The following is a 16,794-nucleotide window of genomic DNA, read 5'->3' as shown; positions in this document are numbered from 1 at the left end:
CGCCCACCCCTCGTACGGGAAGAAGTTTTCGCATGTCTTCCGCCACCGGTTCCGCCCCCGGCAAGCTCCCCTTCGTCGTCTGGGTGCTCGCGGTCGGCACGTTCCTGATGGGCACCACCGAGTTCGTCGTCGCCGGCCTGCTGCCCGAGATGGCCGCTGACCTCGATGTGAGCGTCGCGCACGCCGGTCTGCTGATCACCGCGTTCGCCGTCGGCATGATCGTCGGCGGGCCCACGATGGCCATGACCACCCTGCGCCTGCCCCAGCGCCACACGCTGGTCGGTGCGCTGGCTGTGTTCGCGCTCGGCCACGTTGTCGCCGCGCTCAGCACCTCATTCACCGTCGTGCTGGCCGCCCGGGTGGTGACCGCGCTGGCCACCGGGGCGTTCTGGGCCGTCGGCTTCGTGATCGCCACCGCCGCCGCGGGCCCGCACCACGCCACGCGGGCGGTCGGCGTCATGATGGGCGGCCTGACGCTGGCCAATGTCGTCGGTGTACCGATCGGCTCGTTCGTCGGCCAGTTCACCGGCTGGCGCGGCCCGTTCTGGGCACTGGCCGTCCTCGCCACGCTGGCCGCCGCGTTCGTCGGCCGGTTCATCCCCCGCATCGAGCAGCGGGCCGAGGTGTCGGTGCGGGCCGAGGTGCGGGCTCTTGGGCAGGGACGGCTGTGGCTGGCGCTCGGCGCGGCGGTGCTGATCATGGGCGGGGTCCTGGCGACGTACACGTACATCACGCCGCTGCTGACCGGCCGTGCGGGCATTGCGGAAGGGGCTATTCCGCTGGTGCTGATCGCTTTCGGTGTCGGTGCGCTGGGTGGCACGGCCATCGGCGGCCGTCTGGGTGACCGCCGCCCGATGGCCACGACGATCACTGCGGCGGCGGCCACCACCGTGACCCTGCTGGCCTTGATCCCGGCGTCGAACAGTCCGGTGGCCGCCGTGGTCCTGGTCTTCGTCATGGCCTTGACCGGGTTCACCGTCAACCCGGTCGTCACTTCCCTCGCCGTCCGCTTCGCCGGCAACGCCCCCACCCTCACCTCGGCGCTGACCACCTCCGCGTACAACACCGGCATCGCCGTCGGCTCCGCCCTCGCGGGCCAGGCCCTCGGCTCGTCGCTCGGTCTGACCGGTCCGGCCCTGGTCGGCGCGGTCTTCGCGGCGCTCACCCTGCTGCCGCTGGTCGCCCTCGCGCTCAGTGGCACAGCCCGCCCCTCGCGGATCGTCGCCCAGCACACCCAGACCACCGAGCAGCATTCGGCCGACGCACCCGCGACGACCGCGCACTGAACCTCACGTCCGCACACCATCGTTGGGAGCAACCGTCATGAACCCCACCTATGACTTCACCGGACAGGTCGCCTTCGTCACCGGTGCCGGCTCCGGCATGGGCCTGGCCGCTGCCCGCGCCTTCGCTGCCTCCGGGGCCGCTGTCGCGCTCGCCGATATCAACGAGGACGCCGTGACCGGGGCTGCCAAGCAGCTCGCCGACGACGGCCATCAGGTGCTCGCCCTGGTCTGCGATGTCAGCGACGAGGACCAGGTGGCCGCCGCCGTCGACCGCACGGTGGAGACGTTCGGGCGGCTCGACATGGCCTACAACAACGCCGGCATCCAGGTCCCGCCCACCGACGCCGCCGAGGAGAGCATCGACCAGTTCGAGAAGGTTCACGCCATCAACCTGCGCGGCATCTGGGCGGCCATGAAGCACGAACTGCGCCACATGCGCGCCCAGGGCAGCGGAGCGATCGTCAACTGCTCCTCCCTCGGCGGCCTCGTCGGACTGCCCGGCCGGGCCTCCTACCACTCCTCCAAGCACGGCGTGATCGGCCTGACCACGAGCGCCGCCATCGAGTACGCGCCGCGCGGCATCCGCATCAACGCCATCTGTCCCGGCACGATCGACACCCCGATGGTCAGCGACATGATCGCCAAGGGGGAACTCGACCGGGCCGAGGCGGAAGCGAATCAGCCCATCAACCGGCTCGGCACCGCCGACGAAATGGCCCAGGCCGTCCTGTGGCTGTGCAGCCCCGGAGCCGGTTTCGTCGTCGGCGTCGCCCTGCCGGTCGACGGCGGCTACACCGCCCAGTAACCACCGTGCCCCCGGCCGCCCCCCACCTCTGGTTCCCCGACGCGGCGTCACCGCCCCCTGCCTAGCTCTCGCCCCTGTCCGATTCGGCATCAGCCCCCTGGTCACCGGGGGGTGATCCCGCGACATCCTCTCCCGCACGGGCGCCACCGCTGTGCTGTTGACCCTTTCCACGACGCGAAGGTCTTCCCGCATGCCCACTGAACCCGTCCCGCAGGGCCCCACGCCCGCGACCGCCGCCCCCGAGGGGCCCACAGCCCCGACCCGGCGCACCTTCATCGCCACCGGTACCGCCGTCGGCACCACCGTGGTCGCCGGCGGCGTGCTCGGCACCGGCCTGCTGCCCGGGTCCGAAGCGGCGGCTGCCGCTTCGGCGCCCTCCAGCCGCCTCAGCCTGACCGTCAACGGCACCCGCCACACGGTGACGGTCGACAACCGAACTTCCCTGCTGGACCTGCTGCGCGAGCACCTGGGACTGACCGGATCCAAGAAGGGCTGCGACGCGGGTGCGTGCGGGGCCTGCACCGTCCTGGTCGACGGACGCCGGCAGAACGCCTGCCTGACCCTCGCCGTGCGGATGGAGGGTGCCGAGGTCACCACGATCGAGGGCCTGGCCGACGGCGACCAACTCCATGCGCTGCAACAGGCGTTCATCGACCAGGACGCCTTCCAGTGCGGCTATTGCACCCCCGGCCAGATTCTCTCCGGCGTCGCCTGCATCCAGGAGGGCCACACCCGCTCACCCGAGGAGATCGCTGAGTGGATGAGCGGCAACATCTGCCGCTGCGGCTGCTACCCCAAGATCGTGTCCGCCGTCCAGCAGGCCGCCGGAAAGAAGTGAGGACCGCAGCCCATGCATCCCTTCACCTACACCCGCGTCTCCTCCACCCGTGACGCCCTGGCCGCCGGACGGCGCGGCGGGCGGTACATCGCCGGCGGCACCACCCTGGTCGACCTGATGCGCGAAGGCGTCGAACACCCCGCCACGATCGTCGACATCAGCGGCCTGCCGCTGGACGAGGTCCGGGCAACCGAGCGCGGTGGCCTGCGCATCGGCGCCCTGGTGAGCATGGCCCAGGCCGCCGCCCACCCAAAGGTGCGCGCCCTGTTCCCGGTCATCTCCCAGGCGCTGGAGCTGAGCGCGTCGGCCCAGCTGCGGAACATGGCCACCATCGGCGGGAACATCATGCAGCGCACCCGCTGCACCTACTTCCGCGACGTGACGGCGGCGTGCAACAAGCGCGACCCCGGCTCCGGTTGCGCGGCTCGCGACGGCTTCAACCGCACCCACGCGATCCTCGGCGCCTCCACGGCGTGTGTGGCCACCCACCCGTCCGACGTCTCCGTCGCCTTCGCCGCCCTTCAGGCGCAGGTGCACCTGCTGGGACCGGACGGCGAACGCCGCCTGTCCTTCGCCGATTTCCTGCTGCGCCCCGGCACCACTCCACAGCGCGAACAGGCCCTGCACCCGGGCGAGCTGATCACGGCGGTGGAGATCCCGGCGCTGCCACGTCCGCTCGCCTCCGGCTATCTGAAGGTGCGCGACCGGCAGTCGTACGAGTTCGCCCTCACCTCGGCCGCCGTCGCCCTGCACGTGCGCGGCGGCATCATCCGCGAGGCCAAGGTCGCCGCCGGCGGGGTCGGCACCGTCCCCTGGAAACTGCCCGCGGTCGAGGACCATCTCATCGGCGAGCGGCCCTCCGACGCCCTGTGGAAGGCCGCCGCGAAGAAGGCGGCGGACGGGGCGCGCCCGCTCGCCCACAACCGGTTCAAGGTCGAGCTGCTGCAGCGGACCGTCGAACGCCAGCTGCGCACCGTTGGAGGACACGCATGAGCCCGCAGCCGCAGGCAGCCGTCGGCGCCCCGCTCTCCCGCGTGGACGGCCGCCTCAAGGTCACCGGCCAGGCCCGCTACGCCGCCGAGCACGACGTCGACGGCACCGTGCACGCGGTCATCATCGACGCGAGCATCGGCCGCGGCCGCATCACCGCCATCGACACCCGCCAAGCCGAGGCGCAGCCCGGTGTGCTGCGGGTGCTCCATCACCGCAACGCGCCGAAGCTCCCGTATCGGGACAACACAGCCTCAAACAACCCGCCCGGCGAGCGGCTGCGGGTCTTCCAGGACGACAAGGTCCTCTTCCACGGCCAGCCCGTCGCCGTCGTGATCGCCACCACCCTGGAGGCCGCCCAGCACGGCGCCCGCCTGGTCAAGGTCCGCTACCAGACCGAGCAGCCCGACACCGACCTGACCGACGCCACACCTGACAAGCCCACCACCTATGCGCGCGGCGACGCCGAGGCTGCCCTGCGCAAGGCACCGGTGCGCCTGGATCTGAGCTACCGCACGGCCCGCAACCACCACAATCCGATGGAGCCGCACGCCACCATCGCCCGCTGGGAGGGCGGCAAGCTCACCGTGTGGGACAAGACCCAGTGGGTCGTCGGCACCCAGACCGAACTGGCCGCAGTGTTCGGGCTGCCGCTGGACTCCGTGCGCGTCATCTCCCCGTACGTCGGCGGCGCGTTCGGCACCGGACTGCGCTGCTGGCCCCACACCATCGTCGCCGCGCTCGCCGCCCGCGTCACCAAGCGCCCCGTCAAACTCGTCCTCAGCCGCCGCCAGATGTACTTCGGCAACGGCTTCCGCCCCGCCTACGCCTACCGGCTGCGCCTGGGCAGCGACCGGCGCGGCCGCCTCACCGCCGCACTCCACGAGATGGACGGTGAGACCTCGTCGTACGAGACATTCACCGAAGCCATCATGACGCCCGGCCAGATGCTCTACAGCACCCCCAACGTCAAACAGGCGTACCGCACGGTGCCACTCGACGTGAACACCCCGATCTGGATGCGCGGCCCCGGCTTCGCCAATGCCTCCTACGTCATCGAATCCGCCATCGACGAACTCGCCCACACCATCGGCATCGACCCGATCGAACTCCGCCGGCGCAACGAACCGGCCGAGGACGAATCCTCCGGACTGCCGTTCTCCACCCGCCGCCTGCGCGAGTGCTACACCATCGGCGCGCGGGAGTTCGGCTGGCACCGCCGCAGCCACAAGCCGCGCTCACGCCGCGAAGGGGACTGGCTGATCGGCATGGGCATGGCCGCCGGCGTCTACGACACCGCCCGCGCCACCGCCCAAGCCCGCGTCCGCCTCGACGCCGACGGCACCGCGACCGTCGAAGCAGCCACCAGCGACATGGGACCGGGCACCTACACCTCCCAGACCCAGGTCGCCGCCGACGCCCTGGGCCTGACGATGCGCACCGTCACCTTCCGCCTCGGCGACTCCCTCTACCCGCCGACCCCGCCGCACGGCGGCTCCATGACCATGGCCAGCGTCGGCTCCGCGGTCCTCGACGGCTGCAACCGCGTCCGCAACAACGCCATCAAGCTGGCGACCGAGGACCGCCAGTCCCCCCTGCATGGTGCGGACCCGAACGACATCGTCGTCCGCGGCGGGCGTCTCCACGTGAAGAACAACCCGGCCCGCGGCGAGACCTACCGCGCCCTGCTCACCCGCAACAAGAGCACCCACCTCGAAGCCCTGGGCAACTTCACCGGACCCGAGGGGACACCGCGGCACTCCTTCTTCGCCTACAACGCCACCTTCGCCGAAGTCGCCGTCGACGCGACACTCGGCCTGGTACGGGTACGGCGCATGCTCGGCGTCTACGACGCGGGCCGCATCATCAGCCCCAAACTCGCCCAGAGCCAGGCCATCGGCGGCATGGTCGGGGGCATCGGCACCGCCCTCCTCGAACACAGCGTCACCGACCCCCGCGACGGCCGCACCGTCAACGCGAACCTGGCCGACTACCTCATCCCCGTCAACGCCGATGTCCCCGACATCCAGGCCATCTACCTGGACGGCGAAGACCGCGAAGCCGACCCGCTCGGCGTGAAGGGGCTCGGCGAAGTCGTCCACGTGGGCGTCGCTCCCGCCATCGCCAACGCCGTCTTCAACGCCACCGGTCGCCGCATCCGCCAGCTCCCCATCACCGCCGACGCCCTCCTCTGACCCACCACCCGCGCCCGCACGGGTGCACCCCGCACGTCCGGCGGGCCCACCTCCGGGTCTGCCGGACAGGGCCGCCGCCGTACCCGCCCCCGTAGGGAACGGCGGCGGCCCGCCCTCATCCGCCCGCCTCTCGCGCCGGAGAACCCATGCTGAACATCGCGGACACGCTGCGCACCTGGTGCCGCGACCAACGCCCCTTCGCCCTGGCCACCATCACCGCCGTCACCGGCAGCGCACCCCTCCCCATCGGCACCTCCCTCGCCGTCGACGAAAACGGCCACGTCGTCGGCAGCATCTCCGGCGGCTGCGTCGAAGCCACCGTCTACGACCTGTGCCGCCAGGTCCTGGAAGATCAGGGCGGCGCGCGCCGGGAACGCTTCGGATACTCCGACGACGACGCCTTCGCCGTCGGTCTGACCTGCGGCGGCGAACTCGACGTCCTCATCCAGCGCATCACCCCCGCCGCCCAGCCCTGCCTCGGTGCCGCCCTCGCCGCCGCCACCCAAGGCCGTGCCATCGCCGTGGCACAGGTCGTGGAGGGGCCAGAACCCCTGCTCGGTTCCCTGATGTCGCTGAGTGCGGACGCCCACGAAGCGGCCGGGAGCGTGGCCGATCCTGCGACGGACACCACAGTGGCCGACCGAGCCCGCGCCCAACTGCGAGCGGGCCGCACGGCCCTTGTCACCCTGGGCGGCAGCACCGGCACCTGCCCCGAGGAACTCTCCGTCCTCGTCCACGTCGCGGCACCCCCACCCCGCATGCTGATCTTCGGAGCCGTCGACTTCGCCGCCGCCCTCGCCCAGGCCGGCCACTTCCTCGGCTACCACGTCACCGTCTGCGACGCCCGGCCCGTCTTCGCCACCGCCCAACGCTTCCCCCACGCCGACGAAGTCGTAGTCGAGTGGCCCCACCGCTACCTGGAACGCACGACCGTCGATACCCGTACCGCGGTATGCATCCTCACCCACGACCCCAAGTTCGACATCCCGCTGCTGCGTACGGCGCTACGCATGCCCCTGGGTTATATCGGCGCCATGGGTTCCCGACGCACCCACCAGGAACGCCTGCATCGACTGCATCAGGCCGGCCTGACAGACACAGAACTGACCAGGCTGCACTCCCCGATCGGCCTCGACCTCGGCGCCCGCACTCCGGAAGAGACAGCGATCTCCATCACCGCAGAAATCATCGCCCACACCCACCACGCCACCGGCCGACCCCTCACACACGGCCACGGGGCCATCCACCAGCCGTCTCTCCCTGCGCTCGCGATCAGGAACTCGGCGGTGAGGACATGACACGATCCTGAGACGGAAAGTCACATCCGATGACAGGGGAGACGAGAACCTACAGCGGCCGCGCTGGACGAGGGCGAGGTGCGGCGGACTTCGGCGAGCACCGTTCTCGCCGAGGAGCGCGTCGTTCTCGGTGAACTCGATCCACTCCACAACCGTCGCGGGCCCTCGACGCCACCCACACCTTCGACCTGACCGGCGCCCGAACGGCTGGCACCTCACCGCCGCCGAACTGGCGCGGGCGTCGGCCGTGTCCCTGCACGGCGGAGGCTTCGCGCGGGTCGTGACGACCGCGGAACTGATCGCGGCCACCGCCCGGCCTGCACTTATGGACCATTTCCCTTGCCCATAAGACCGTCGTTTCCAGAGATCTCCCTGGGAGGACGGGTAACTCGCCCTAGCCGGGGCTAGGTTGGACCGATCGACATGCAATCCCGCTGGAAAGGGACATGAATCGGTATGACCGCCGCCTCACAAGCCCCGGCCCAAGTCCCGACTCAAGTCCCGGCCCAAAGCCGTGCCGCCCGTTTGGTGGGGCGAGCCCCCGCCGGGGTGCGGCCGTATCTGGAGTTGTTGCGGCTGGACCGGCCGGTGGGGGCCTGGCTGCTGGTGGTGCCCGGATGGATCGCCCTGGGAGCGATCGCCGGGCCCCGGGACGGGGGCCTGCTCGGGCTGCTGCTCCTGGTGTACGGGGTGCTGTCGAGAGGGGCGGCCTGCGGGCTCAACGACGTGCTGGACGCGCGGTTCGACGCGCAGGTGCCGCGTACGGCGGGGCGGCCCGTCGCCTCCGGGCGGCTGGCGGCCGGGCGGGCACTGGTGCTGTGTGTCGTGGTGGGGGCCGTCGCTCCGCTGGTGATGGGGTTCTGGAGTGTGGAGACCGTGGTGTGGGCGGCGGCCGGGGCGCCCCTCGCGGCGGTGTATCCGTATATGAAGCGGGTCACCCACTGGCCGCATGTGTGGCTGGGGATCACCATCAACTGGACGGTGCCGCTGGTGTACGGCCTGCTCACCGGAGGGCTCGGGCTCGAGGGCGGGGTGCTGTACGGGGCGCTGATCTGCTGGGCCGTGGGGACGGACGTGATCTACGCCTGCCAGGACCGGGAGGCCGATGTGCGGGCCGGGGTGCGGTCGGCCGCCGTGCTGCTGGGGCGCCGTAGCCGGGTGCTGGTGGGCGGCGTGTACGCCGGGTGTGTGGTGCTGCTCGCCTGGTTCGGGGTCGTGGCCGGGCTCGGGCCGCTGTACTGGCCCGGACTGTGTGTGGTCGCGGGGCAGTTGGGATGGCAGGTATGGCGGGCCGACCCTGCGGACGTCGGAGCCTGCGGGCGGGCGTTCAGCACCAACCCCCTGTGCGGACTGCTCATCCTCGTGGCCGTGCTCGCCGGGCGGGTCGATACTCTCGGTTGAGGGACACGGACCCTGGAGGGCTGGTGGGACTGCGGGAACGGATCGCGGCGGAACTCACGGCGACCATGCACGGCGGGGATCTCAAGCTGGAGCGGTACGCGGGGCCGCCCGGTGATCCCGGGCTGTTCGGGATCGCGCCGGGGGACCCGGTGTGGCGGGTGCACGGGCAGGCCACCGGGATGCTCACCGGCGGGTTCGCCGCGCTCATGCTCCAGTCGCTGCATCCGCTGGCCATGGCGGGGGTCGACCAGCACTCCGACTTCCGCGCCGATCCGGTCGGGCGGCTGAACGGAACCGTACGGTTCATCACCACGACCACCTTCGGCTCCTCGGCCGCCGCCCGCGAGGTGATCGACATCGTCCGACGGATCCACACCCGGGTGCACGGCACCGCCCCCGACGGCCGGCCGTACCGCGCGGACGACCCCGCCCTGCTCACCTGGGTGCACACCGCCGAGGTACGCAGCTTCCTCGCCGGCCACCAGACCTACGCACCCCGGCCGCTCCGACTGACCCCCGCCGAGTGCGACACCTACTACCGCCAAGCCGCCCCCGTGGCCGAGGCGTTGGGCGCACGGAACGTACCGCGCACGTCCCTCGAAGCCGAGCGCTACCTGGCCCGCCTCCGCCCCCAACTCCACGCCACTCCAGCCGCGTTGGACTCAGTACTGTTCCTCCGCCGCTTCGGACGCACAAGACGGGAGCGGCTGGTCGTAGGCCTGCTCACGAACGCCTCGGTCGGACTCCTCCCCGACTGGGCCCGCACCGAACTCGGCATCCACCGCCCGGCCCCCGTCCGCACCGGCTGGGACCGGCCCCTGGCGACGGCCGTCGGACGCACCCTCCAGTGGGGGCTCGGCCCCTCCCGGATCCAGGCCGCCGCACGGGGGCGGCTGGCGGGGGCGCGGCAGGGATGACGTCGAGATCTTCGAGGCGTCCGCGTGCACGTTTCGACCCGCGCGTTCCTCAGGCCCGACGTGGCGTCTTCGCCCTTCGCTGACGGTCAGCTGCCCTGAAAGATCGTCGCGCAAAGCAGCGTCTTGCCGTCATCCACCAACCAGGCCAGATATTTCCTCTGGTCGTACGCCCCCTGCACACAATTGCGAGGACCGGCGCCTGGCGGGGCCTGATAGACGCCGGTGATGTGGATGATCCGGTTGTATGCGGCGGGAATCTGCCGCGCCGTGCAGTCCACAGCCGTCATCGATCCCAGCCGAGTATCGTCGCCGACCTGCTTGCCGAGCACGCAGTAGTACCTATGGTAAATGCGCGTGACACAGAGCTTTGTGGTCTCACCCGAGACGGCAGACGTGTACGCCCAGGACGCCTTCCCCGCACCGCTGGGACAGGTGCTGTCAGCGGTGCTTGTGACCTGCACGAGGCCCGCTCCCTTACTGTCGCAGGACACTGGGTCCGGCGGAACATCGGCGCTCCAGTCGATGCTGGTGCCCTGAAGGCCGGTGTCGTAGACCGCCAGGCAGTCGCCAACAGAAACAGCCTTGAATGAGTCTTCTGTGGGATCCGGAATGGGTGACGATGTCTCGGAGTCGGGCTCGTCTGAGCTGCCGCCGAAGTCGTCGTCTGAATCCGGACCGCTGCTGTCCGCATCACTGGCCTCAGGGTCGTCGGGGGTATAGGTAGTCCCCGAAGACTCATGTGGCGCTGAACTGGAACTGGGTGGGGACGACTCGGCCAACAGCTCCTTCATCTCCTGCGCGTTGCTCACACCAAACCAGCCCAGGATCGCCACCACGGATGCGATTCCTCCGAGCCATGCCCATAGTCTGCTGGTGGAATCGTCCTCGGACGCACCTGCCATGATCCCCTCCCCCGTCAGTGCCCAGACAATATCGACTTCAGGCGGGGCGAATACCGGTTTGCTGGTCCCTGGGCAGGTAGCCAGGTGAGTTGGCATAGCGAGGGAAAACGGTCGCGGTGGTAGTCGTAGTTGCCATGCACTTGCCGGTGGTAGGAACTGAGGGTCGTCCCGGTGTCGCGGTGGATGTCTTCGTCTGCGGTGAGGCAGGCGAGTTCCAACGGCACGCCGGTTATGGCGGGGAGGTATTGGCCGATCAGGCCGGCGAGGAGGTCGTTGGCAGCTTCCACCGCTTCCTAGCGGAAGCAATGGTGCTGGCGTTCGATGAGCAGAACGGCATTGAACGGGTATGCGACGGCGTACTCGCGGTCGGCGGAGTAGACGTTGGCTTCGTTCACGTGTAGTGGATTTGCTCGACCCGGGCGCGCACCTTGCGGCGAGAGGCATTCCCCGGCGTGTGCGTGACGCCTGTCCGTACGATCCGGGCGGGAGGTGCGTCAGGTGGCCCAGGATGCGGAACCCTGCCTTCGTGAGCTGATCCCGGCCCGTAGGGCCGAACTGGAGGTGCAGGCAGAGAAGTTGAGCCAGCAGCTTCAACAGGTGGGCGATGAGCTGGAGGAGCTCGCCGTCGCTGAGCGGGTCGCGCGTCGGCTTGCCGAGCAGCTGCACGCCGAAGCGGAGCGGGAAGCGACGCCGCCCGCAGCTGCCGGGCAGGTCGCGGGCCGTGCGGTGCTGCTGGTGCCGCAGCGCGGATGGGGCATGGACGAGGCGGCCCTGCCCGCGGCCTACCAGCGGATCATGGATGTGGTGCGGCGGGCGGCGACATGTACGAGTCGGCCGCAGGGCCGTCCATGTCGGCACCGTCGCCGCCGGAGGCTATCGACGTACCGAGGAACTCGGCGCCGATGGTGGGCGAGTTCTGGTCGTCGAAGTTCAGCTTCAGGTCCGCGACCATGCTGCAGTGCGCGTCGCCGGTGATGACGACGAAGTTGTCCACGCCGCGCTCGGCCACCGCATCGAAGGTCCGCTGGCGCGCGTGCTCGTAGCCACTCCAGTGGTCGTCCGACAGTGACAGACCGGGACCGGGGTCACGGTCCGCCCTGGCCATCACGGTCTGCTGCGCGAGGACCTTCCACGTCCTGGTGGAGGCGCCGAGCCCGTCGGCCGGCCACCTCTCCTGCTGCGCACCGAGCATCGTGCGGGACGGATCGTCCCGCTCGGCCTGGGTGTCTGCCTGCCGGGAGCGGTACTGACGGCCGTCGAGCACGTTGAAGTCGGTCAGGCGCCCGTAGGACATACGGCGGTAGAGCCGCATGTCCGGGCCGTTGAGCAGCGCGGCCCGGCGCAGCGGCATGAACGGACCCCCAGCTCCGACGTCGTCGCGCGCCAGCGACGGTGACCACCGAGACGGAGAAGCGCGTGGCCCAACCCCGCCAGCGAGGATTGGCCGAGCCGAGTTCGCCGAGATCGCTGACCGGGCGGCCAAGGACCAGATACCTTGCCGCGGCTTCCTCGCCGAGGTGCTGATGGCGGAGTGCGACGACCGGGCCCGAGGCCGTTCGGAACGGCGGAGCAAGGCAGCCAGCTTCCCCCGCCAGAAGTCCCTGCGGTTTTCCGGGGAAGGAGCATACGTTGTCTGCGTACCAGCAGATCATGACGCTGCGGACACGTCGGGAACGTCGCCGGGTACCAGCGTCCTCTTGCTCGTCGGCGTGAGCCCGTGCTCTGCGAGAGTGGTGCCTCCGTATGATCACGACATGACTGCCGATGCACCGCTCACCAGAGAGGCGTTCCGTCGTCTCAAGCCGGTCAACAGGCCCAGGGCGGTTGCTCAGCTGCCGGACCGCATCTGGAGTGATGAGGACTGGGACCGGATCCGACTCGGATATCGAGCCCGGGACATGGATGAGAAGTGGAACGTCTTCGCCGAAGGCGATGTCGTCTTCATGCACCGGAGTTGGACCGGGCACGGGATTTATGAGGCGTCCTTTGCTTCCGCACCTGGAGGTGGGAGGAAGATCGCGTCGGCCGTGGTGGAGGCCGATCGTGACCGCTATCGGAGCATGGGTGACGAGTACGATCGCCTGATGCTGGAGCTCATCGTCAGTGCGATCGCCCTTGGTGAGCCCGCTGTCGAACTCCGCGCCAGCCTTTCGGAGTTGACGGCTCGGCTCTCGGGGAGGAGTGATCTTCCGGCAGGCGCCGTGGAGCACAGTGCCCTGGGACTGCGTTCTCAGTCGTAGGCTTGCTGCTCAGCGAGTCGCGTCACGGGTTCTGCTCTCGTGACGGGACCTTGCGTTGCAAGCGGAGGATCTTGCCGAGGGCGACTGCGAGTTGTCGTTCGATCGCGGTTGCGTTGCAGGGTGTCGATGCGGCGCTCGATCTCACGCACCTCGCGGGCAAGGTTGCCGGCGAGCGCCGGATCGGTCATCAGCCGGAAGGTCGCTCCGGAGCCGGTGAAGCAGGGCACGATCTCGCGGATGACCTCCGTGCGCAGTCCGGCTTGCAGCAGGTCGCGGATCTGCTGGACGCGCTGCACGGAGTTTTCGGGGTAGTCCCGGTAGCCGTTTGGAAGCCGGTCGGGGTGCAGCAGGTCCTGTTGCTCGTAGTAGCGCAGGAGCCGGGTCGCGCCTCCGGTGTGACGGGAAAGCTCACCGATCTTCATAGTGGCTCACGTCACTCGGTTCGGGCTTGACCTTGACATCGATATGCAAGTTCAGGCCGTCCGCATCCTAGACGAAGGGCACTCAGAGGCACTTTCTGCTCTCTCGACCACCAGCCGGAAAGCCCGCCTCGGGAAAGCGTGAGGCTAATCGACCCGATCAGCCGTCAGTTCTTCTTCAGCTCCTCGGCGAGCATCACCAGGATGCCGCTGGGACCGCGGACGTACGTGAGCTTGTAGACGTCCTCGTAGGTCGCCACCCCGCGAAGCGGACGGCATCCGTGCTTTGCGGCTGTCTCAAGGGCTTTGTCGATGTCGTCGACTGAGAAGGCGACGCGATGCATGCCAATCTCGTTGGGACGAGTGGGCTTCGACTCGATGCCTTCGGGGTGGATGTACTCGAAGAGCTCAAGGCGACCGTGACCGTCCGGCGTCTGGAGCATCGCAATTTTGGCGTGATTGCCATCAAGGCCGACGGCGGTGTCGGTCCACTCACCACTGACCGTGTCACGGCCGACGACCGTGAGGCCGAGGTCGGTGAAAAAGGAGATCGCTGCTTCGAGATCGCGAACGGCGATGCCGACGTTCTCAAGTTTGATGGCCATGCGTTGCATGCTACCGAGCCGGGCCACCGGGCACCCGCCCCTCCAGGCCCACGCCGGCGAGTGCTGCGCCGCGGGCAAACGCCGTCGCGCCGTCGACCGCGACGGAGCCCGGCGGCTCCTGGCATCCGGCCTGCCCGCCTTTCACCTCACAGAGACAGGATGTATACGGTTCACTGGCGAGCTCGGTAGCCATCGGTTCTCTTACGCAATCCGGTGGCCGGGTCGTGGCCCAGCAGCGTAAGCGTAAGGGCCCGCCCTTCCAACGGTTCGGCGGCGATAAGCCTCCCGGCCTCTGTCCAGCTCGCTGGTTGGCCGGCCCGCCCCGCCCGGCAGCCAAAGGCGAAGGCGCGCCGCTGTCGTCGAGTACTCCCCTGCTCGACCAGCACCGATCAAGGCAGCCAAGCACGTCCGCAGCGTCAGTGGCCGGCCTTCAAATGACGATGACAGAGCTGTCTCATGCGCAGAGGTTGGTATCGGACCGATCTCGGATGCTCCCGATTCGGCAAAGGATCTACGAAGGTCTACGAACTACCCCAGGGGAGAACACACGTACTTTCAGGAAGTTGGCCGCTGTAGGTCACGGCAGCGGCGATCGGTAGTGCACTCGCTATTTCGGCTCCCACCGCTGCCGCTCCGTGCGGTTGCGTTGGGAGCGCTGCGGGACACGCGGATCTCACTGTCTGCTCCTCCTCCCGCCTCAAGGGCACCTTTTATGGCAGCGCAGCCGACGGCAAGTGCCCTCTTGGTGCGGGCTCGTGACTCGTGACGGCAGGGTCCACCTCTCCGATTGGGCCGGGCTCGACGGGTCATGTAGCGCCCCATTCGCGGCAGTTGGGGCCTCCCCCGCCCGCCTGGCCCAACGTAAATTCCATGGAACCTCCATTGCCGTACGCCTGGTCAAGGCTTTACGGTCAGTGGAGCGGCAGCAGTGCCATGTCATAGTGCAATATCACATACCACTGGGGCTTCGATGGCATCAGAGCAGTTAAGGACCTATGCGAGGAATCGGGCAGGGGCCGTTCGGACAGCAACAGGCGCTGTTGTCCCACTTCCCACCGTGCGCATCACCGGCGGTCTACTGCGCCACTGGCAGGACAGAAACCGGCAGTCGACGATCCCGCACACCATCGAGCAACTGCGCTCCGCGGGCAACGTCGACAACCTGAGCCGTCTGCTCCTCGACGATCCCCCGGCCTACCGCGGGCATTACCCGTTCCTCGACACCGACCTGTACAAGACGCTTGAAGGTCTGGCGTACGAGATCGGCGCGGGCGGCGCGGGCGACGGCGTTCGGGAGTTCTTCGACGAGGTGGTCGGCCTCCTTGAGCGGGTGCAGGCCGAGGACGGCTACCTGAACTCGTTCTTCCAGGACCCGGCGGCGGCCAAGAAGCCGTGGGAGGACCTGGCTTGGGGACACGAGCTCTACAACCTCGGCCACCTGATCCAGGCCGCCGTCGCTGCCAGTCGACGGATGGGCGACGGCCGGCTTCTCGACGTGGCCGTGAAATTCGCCGACTTGGCCGTGCGCCGCTTCGGCGAGGGCCGTGACGAGGCCACCTGTGGCCATCCCGAGGTGGAGATGGCCCTGGTCGAGCTGTACCGGGAGACCGGTGAGCGCGACTACCTGACCCAGGCGAGCCTGTTCGTGGACCGACGCGGGCACGGCCACCTCAAGCACCGCATCTTTTCCCCCGAATACTTCCAGGACCACTTGCCTTTCCGTGACCTGCCGTCAGTCACCGGGCACGCGGTCCGCATGGCGTACCTGGCCGCCGGGGCAACCGACCTCTATCTGGAGACCGGCGACCGGACCCTGCTCGATGCGCTCGACCGGCTCTGGGACGACATGGTCGCCACCAAGCTCTACCTCACGGGCGGGCTGGGCAGCCGGCACTCGGACGAGGCCATCGGCGACCGGTACGAGTTGCCGTCCGAGCGCGCGTACAGCGAAACCTGCGCCGCCATCGCCACTATGCAGTGGGCCTGGCGCATGTTCGTGGCCACGGGTGGCGCGAAGTATCTCGATGTCTTCGAGCGTGTGCTGTTCAACGCCTATGCCGTGGGTCTGTCCGCCGACGGGAAGGCGTTCTTCTACGACAACCCGCTTCAGCGCCGCCCCGACCACGAGCAGCGCAGCGGGGCCGAGACCGGTGGCGAACCGCTGCGACGGTCGTGGTTCACCTGTCCCTGCTGTCCGCCGAACATCGTCCGGTGGATGGCGCAACTCGGTGACTACGTGGCCGTCGAGCGCCGGGACGCCCTGTGCATCGCCCTGTACGCCGAGAGCCGGATCGAGACGGACGCCCTCACGGTGAACGTCGAGACGGCCTACCCGTGGGACGGGGACGTACGACTGATGGTGGAGCGCGCCCCGGACCGCCCGTACGCGATCAAACTCCGAATTCCCGCCTGGGCGCACGATGTCACGCTCGACGGCGAGCCCGTCACGGCCGAGGACGGCTGGTTGACCGTCGAGAGGAACTGGGCCGAGGGCGACACGCTGCGGCTGCACCTGCCGATGCCGGTGCGTGGGCACGTGTCCCACCCCCATCTGGACGCGACCCGCGGCGCAGTCGGTGTCGCGCGCGGTCCGCTGGTCTACTGCGTCGAGCAGCAGGATTCCCCTGCCCCGGTGGACGACCTCGTCCTGTCGGCCCACCACATCGCCGCCGCGGACATCTCTTCGCCCCTGGCCGAACTGCCCGGTGCTGTCGTCCTTCGGCTGACGGCGGACGTCGTTCCCGCTTCCTCGCCGGAGCTCTACCCGGAGCTCACCGCCGAACATCCCGCCGCCAAAGGAACCGTGACGGTCCCGGTGACTCTCGTGCCCTATTTCCTGTGGGGCAACCGCAGGCCCGAGGCCATACGCGTGTGGATCAGGGCCCAGTGACCCCACCC

At 69.2% G+C, this 16,794-nt stretch carries 16 protein-coding genes and 2 pseudogenes; 14 read left to right on the top strand and 4 right to left on the bottom strand.

Going from position 1 to position 16,794, the window contains the following annotated elements; translation table 11 throughout:
* The first annotated feature begins 32 nt into the window (after positions 1–32).
* The 9 genes and pseudogenes from FPZ41_RS36035 to FPZ41_RS35995 all read left to right on the top strand — a co-directional run bounded on the left by FPZ41_RS36035 (position 33) and on the right by FPZ41_RS35995 (position 9,730).
* Positions 33–1,286, top strand: a complete 1,254-nt coding sequence (locus tag FPZ41_RS36035; RefSeq protein WP_152867773.1) for an MFS transporter — start codon at positions 33–35, stop codon at positions 1,284–1,286.
* 37 nt (positions 1,287–1,323) lie between these two features.
* Complete coding sequence (locus tag FPZ41_RS36030; RefSeq protein WP_152867772.1) at positions 1,324–2,091, top strand: SDR family NAD(P)-dependent oxidoreductase; 768 nt, start codon at positions 1,324–1,326, stop codon at positions 2,089–2,091.
* A gap of 190 nt (positions 2,092–2,281) precedes the next feature.
* Positions 2,282–2,929 carry a (2Fe-2S)-binding protein gene (locus FPZ41_RS36025; RefSeq protein WP_152867771.1) on the top strand — a complete coding sequence of 216 codons (648 nt, stop codon included), beginning with the start codon at positions 2,282–2,284 and terminating at the stop codon, positions 2,927–2,929.
* Between the two features lie 12 nt (positions 2,930–2,941).
* The gene (locus FPZ41_RS36020) at positions 2,942–3,922 is read left to right on the top strand and encodes an FAD binding domain-containing protein (protein WP_152867770.1); all 981 of its coding nucleotides are present in this window, start codon (positions 2,942–2,944) and stop codon (positions 3,920–3,922) included.
* Positions 3,919–6,114 (top strand): xanthine dehydrogenase family protein molybdopterin-binding subunit, encoded by a 2,196-nt coding sequence (locus FPZ41_RS36015; RefSeq protein ID WP_152867769.1) that lies wholly within the window; start codon positions 3,919–3,921, stop codon positions 6,112–6,114. Before FPZ41_RS36020 ends, FPZ41_RS36015 begins: the two co-directional genes overlap by 4 nt.
* 146 nt (positions 6,115–6,260) lie before the next feature.
* Positions 6,261–7,412 carry an XdhC family protein gene (locus FPZ41_RS36010; protein WP_152867768.1) on the top strand — a complete coding sequence of 384 codons (1,152 nt, stop codon included), beginning with the start codon at positions 6,261–6,263 and terminating at the stop codon, positions 7,410–7,412.
* A 161-nt stretch (positions 7,413–7,573) separates the two neighbouring features.
* Positions 7,574–7,761, top strand: a pseudogene (locus FPZ41_RS48950) (hypothetical protein); the annotation flags it as partial.
* A 179-nt stretch (positions 7,762–7,940) separates the two neighbouring features.
* Positions 7,941–8,813 carry a 4-hydroxybenzoate octaprenyltransferase gene (locus FPZ41_RS36000; protein WP_194236335.1) on the top strand — a complete coding sequence of 291 codons (873 nt, stop codon included), beginning with the start codon at positions 7,941–7,943 and terminating at the stop codon, positions 8,811–8,813.
* A gap of 23 nt (positions 8,814–8,836) precedes the next feature.
* Positions 8,837–9,730 (top strand): oxygenase MpaB family protein, encoded by an 894-nt coding sequence (locus FPZ41_RS35995; RefSeq protein ID WP_322621150.1) that lies wholly within the window; start codon positions 8,837–8,839, stop codon positions 9,728–9,730.
* An 86-nt stretch (positions 9,731–9,816) separates the two neighbouring features.
* On the opposite strand, the gene FPZ41_RS35990 is transcribed toward FPZ41_RS35995, so the two are convergent.
* On the bottom strand, positions 9,817–10,632 hold the full coding sequence (locus FPZ41_RS35990; protein WP_152867766.1) for a hypothetical protein: 816 nt from the start codon (positions 10,630–10,632) through the stop codon (positions 9,817–9,819).
* A 179-nt stretch (positions 10,633–10,811) separates the two neighbouring features.
* Between FPZ41_RS35990 and FPZ41_RS35985 the strand changes: the two genes are divergently transcribed.
* Complete coding sequence (locus FPZ41_RS35985; protein WP_152867765.1) at positions 10,812–11,033, top strand: hypothetical protein; 222 nt, start codon at positions 10,812–10,814, stop codon at positions 11,031–11,033.
* A 392-nt stretch (positions 11,034–11,425) separates the two neighbouring features.
* Here FPZ41_RS35985 and FPZ41_RS35975 read toward each other — a convergent pair whose 3' ends face one another.
* Entirely contained in the window at positions 11,426–11,983 is a 558-nt protein-coding gene (locus FPZ41_RS35975) for an alkaline phosphatase D family protein (RefSeq protein WP_152867764.1), read from the bottom strand.
* A 94-nt stretch (positions 11,984–12,077) separates the two neighbouring features.
* Here FPZ41_RS35975 and FPZ41_RS48945 point away from each other — a divergent pair.
* Together FPZ41_RS48945 and FPZ41_RS35965 are read left to right on the top strand one after the other, a co-directional pair.
* Positions 12,078–12,239: pseudogene (locus FPZ41_RS48945) on the top strand (IS21-like element helper ATPase IstB); the annotation flags it as partial.
* A gap of 147 nt (positions 12,240–12,386) precedes the next feature.
* Positions 12,387–12,872, top strand: a complete 486-nt coding sequence (locus FPZ41_RS35965; protein ID WP_152867774.1) for a hypothetical protein — start codon at positions 12,387–12,389, stop codon at positions 12,870–12,872.
* On the opposite strand, the gene FPZ41_RS35960 is transcribed toward FPZ41_RS35965, so the two are convergent.
* Positions 12,863–13,294 carry a MerR family transcriptional regulator gene (locus tag FPZ41_RS35960; RefSeq protein ID WP_152867763.1) on the bottom strand — a complete coding sequence of 144 codons (432 nt, stop codon included), beginning with the start codon at positions 13,292–13,294 and terminating at the stop codon, positions 12,863–12,865. The genes FPZ41_RS35965 and FPZ41_RS35960 overlap by 10 nt on opposite strands.
* 164 nt (positions 13,295–13,458) lie before the next feature.
* Entirely contained in the window at positions 13,459–13,896 is a 438-nt protein-coding gene (locus FPZ41_RS35955) for a VOC family protein (protein ID WP_152867762.1), read from the bottom strand.
* Here FPZ41_RS35955 and FPZ41_RS48940 point away from each other — a divergent pair.
* Both FPZ41_RS48940 and FPZ41_RS35945 read left to right on the top strand, forming a co-directional pair.
* Complete coding sequence (locus tag FPZ41_RS48940) at positions 13,868–14,137, top strand: DUF6233 domain-containing protein (protein WP_322621149.1); 270 nt, start codon at positions 13,868–13,870, stop codon at positions 14,135–14,137. The genes FPZ41_RS35955 and FPZ41_RS48940 overlap by 29 nt on opposite strands.
* An 816-nt stretch (positions 14,138–14,953) precedes the next feature.
* Positions 14,954–16,786, top strand: a complete 1,833-nt coding sequence (locus FPZ41_RS35945; RefSeq protein WP_322621148.1) for a glycoside hydrolase family 127 protein — start codon at positions 14,954–14,956, stop codon at positions 16,784–16,786.
* Positions 16,787–16,794: the final 8 nt, after the last annotated feature.

Origin of the sequence: Streptomyces acidicola (assembly GCF_009377235.1) — a bacterium.
GTDB classification, from domain to species: domain Bacteria; phylum Actinomycetota; class Actinomycetes; order Streptomycetales; family Streptomycetaceae; genus Streptomyces; species Streptomyces acidicola.
This window is presented reverse-complemented; position numbering and strand designations above follow the sequence as displayed.